Source organism: Ruegeria sp. CDSC025, from assembly GCF_059610805.1.
Genome location: NZ_JBXWOJ010000032.1, coordinates 1 through 2,960, shown reverse-complemented (window position 1 = coordinate 2,960; position 2,960 = coordinate 1). Strand labels below are relative to the sequence as shown.

Below are 2,960 nucleotides of genomic sequence, written 5' to 3'. Positions count from 1 at the left end.
GACCGAAACCCAATGAGCTATAAATCTGACATCGAAATTGCGCGTGAGGCGAAGAAGAAGCCGATTCAGGAGATTGGTGCGAAGATCGGCATCGAATCTGCTGATCTTCTGCCCTATGGCCATGACAAGGCAAAGGTGAGCCAGGACTTCATCAATTCGGTTCAGGGCCGTGAGGACGGCAAGCTGATTCTGGTGACGGCGATCAACCCGACGCCTGCGGGTGAGGGTAAGACGACGACGACTGTGGGTCTGGGTGACGGTCTGAACCGGATCGGCAAGAACGCGATGATCTGTATCCGTGAGGCTTCGCTGGGCCCGAACTTTGGCATGAAGGGCGGCGCTGCGGGTGGTGGTTACGCGCAGGTTGTTCCGATGGAAGAGATGAACCTGCACTTCACCGGTGACTTTCACGCCATCACCAGCGCCCATTCACTGCTGTCGGCGATGATCGACAACCACATCTACTGGGGCAATGAGTGCGAGATCGACATTCGCCGTGTAGCGTGGCGTCGTGTGGTCGACATGAACGACCGCGCGCTGCGTCAGATCACGGCCAGCTTGGGTGGCGTATCGAACGGTTACCCGCGCGAGACCGGCTTTGACATCACCGTGGCCTCTGAGGTTATGGCGATCCTGTGCCTGGCCAACGACCTGAAAGATCTGGAAAAGCGTCTGGGTGACATCATCGTGGCCTATCGCCGCGACAAGACCCCGGTTTACTGTCGCGACATCAAGGCCGAAGGCGCGATGACGGTGCTGCTGAAGGACGCGATGCAGCCGAACCTGGTGCAGACGCTGGAAAACAACCCGGCCTTTGTCCATGGCGGCCCGTTTGCCAACATTGCACATGGCTGTAACTCGGTCATTGCGACCAAGACCGCGCTGAAGGTTGCTGACTATGTGGTGACCGAAGCGGGCTTTGGCGCCGATCTGGGCGCCGAGAAATTCATGAACATCAAGTGCCGCAAAGCGGGTATCGCGCCGTCGGCTGTGGTGCTGGTCGCCACCGTGCGTGCGATGAAGATGAATGGCGGTGTGGCCAAGGCTGATCTGGGTGCGGAAAACGTCGACGCGGTCAAATCGGGCTGCGCCAACCTGGGTCGTCACATCGAAAACGTCAAATCCTTTGGCGTGCCGGTTGTGGTTGGCATCAACCACTTCGTCACCGATACCGACGCTGAAGTGCAAGCCGTGAAAGACTATTGCTCTGACCACGGGGTCGAAGCGGTTCTGTCGCGTCACTGGGAGCTGGGGTCGGAAGGTTCGGCGCCGCTGGCCGAGAAGGTGGTCGAAATCGTCGAAGGGGGCACAGCGAACTTTGCGCCGATCTACCCCGACAATATGCCGCTGTTCGAGAAGATCGAAACCATCGCCAAGCGCATCTATCGCGCGGACGAGGTTTTGGCCGACAACAAGATCCGCAACCAGCTGCGTGAATGGGAAGAAGCCGGTTACGGCAACCTGCCGGTCTGCATGGCCAAGACGCAGTATTCCTTCTCGACCGATCCCTCGTTGCGCGGCGCGCCCACCGGCCATTCGGTTCCGGTGCGCGAGGTGCGCCTGAGCGCGGGTGCCGGATTTATCGTGGCGGTCTGTGGTGAGATCATGACTATGCCGGGCCTGCCGCGCAAACCGGCGGCCGAAAGCATCTGCCTCAATGACGCAGGTGAGATCGAGGGCTTGTTCTAAGTCGCCAGATAAGACATCTCGTGATCCGGAGAATGCTCCGGGCCACGAGGAGATCACGATGCCCACTCTGACACCGCCGCAAGACTGCGCAACGATGCAGGATCTGCGGATTCAGATCGACCAGCTGGACCGGCACCTGATCGAGATGCTGGTGAGGCGCGCCAGCTACATTGATCGCGCGTCTGAGTTGAAGCCGGGCGAGGGCCTGCCGGCCCGTATTCCGGATCGTGTTGAAGAGGTGGTGCAAAAGGTGCGTGCCAGCTCTCAGGCGGCGGGGATGGACCCCGATCTGGCCGAGACGCTGTGGCGCATTCTGATTGACTGGTCGATTGCGCGTGAGGAACGTGTGCTCGGCAACGACTGACTGACCGGGCGCCCCAAGCGCCCGATCCGTTTTTGGGAAGAAGGGATCGAAGAATGGTAGCGCAGGTTATCGACGGTAAGGCCTTTGCAGCAACGGTGCGGGCACAGGTTGCCGATCAGGTTGCAAAGCTGAAGGACGAAAATGGCATCACCCCTGGTCTGGCCGTGGTTCTGGTGGGCGAAGACCCGGCCAGCCAGGTCTATGTCCGCTCGAAGGGCAAGATGACCGTCGAGGTCGGCATGAACTCGTATGAGCACAAGCTGGATGTGGACACCTCCGAGGCAGACCTGCTGGCACTGATCGACAAGCTGAATACCGATCCCGCAGTCCACGGCATTCTGGTGCAGCTGCCGCTGCCCAAGCATCTGAACGAAGATCTGGTGATCAATTCGATCGACCCGGCCAAGGATGTCGACGGGTTCCACATCTCGAATGTGGGCCTGCTGGGCACCGGTCAGAAATCGATGGTGCCCTGTACCCCGCTGGGCTGCCTGATGATGCTGCGGGACCATCATGGATCGTTGTCCGGCATGGATGCGGTTGTGATCGGCCGCTCGAACATCGTTGGCAAGCCGATGGCGCAACTGCTGCTGGGCGACAGCTGCACCGTGACCATCGCGCATAGCCGCACCAAGGATCTGCCCGATGTTGTCCGTCGCGCGGATATCGTTGTCGCCGCTGTGGGCCGCCCCGAGATGGTGCCCGGCGACTGGATCAAGGAAGGCGCCACGGTCATCGACGTGGGCATCAACCGCATTGAACGCGACGGCAAGAACAAGCTGGTTGGAGACGTGGATTACGCCAGCGCCGCCGAACGCGCCGGAGCAATCACCCCCGTCCCCGGTGGCGTCGGCCCCATGACAATCGCATGCCTGCTGGCCAACACCCTGACCGCCGCATGCCGCGC

Annotated in this window: 3 protein-coding genes; all 3 read left to right on the top strand. The window is 60.6% G+C overall.

Annotation, left to right across the window (positions count from 1 at the left end; translation table 11 throughout):
- Nucleotides 1-12 precede the first annotated feature (12 nt).
- Nucleotides 13-1,689 carry a formate--tetrahydrofolate ligase gene (locus AC2FH8_RS20555; RefSeq protein ID WP_496690631.1) on the top strand — a complete coding sequence of 559 codons (1,677 nt, stop codon included), beginning with the start codon at nucleotides 13-15 and terminating at the stop codon, nucleotides 1,687-1,689.
- 58 nt (nucleotides 1,690-1,747) lie between these two features.
- Nucleotides 1,748-2,053: a chorismate mutase gene (locus AC2FH8_RS20550; RefSeq protein WP_142640424.1), complete on the top strand. Its 306-nt coding sequence runs from the start codon at nucleotides 1,748-1,750 to the stop codon at nucleotides 2,051-2,053.
- A gap of 53 nt (nucleotides 2,054-2,106) precedes the next feature.
- Nucleotides 2,107-2,960, top strand: an 854-nt coding sequence (gene folD, locus AC2FH8_RS20545; protein WP_142640423.1) for a bifunctional methylenetetrahydrofolate dehydrogenase/methenyltetrahydrofolate cyclohydrolase FolD, incomplete at its 3' end; no start/stop codon positions are given.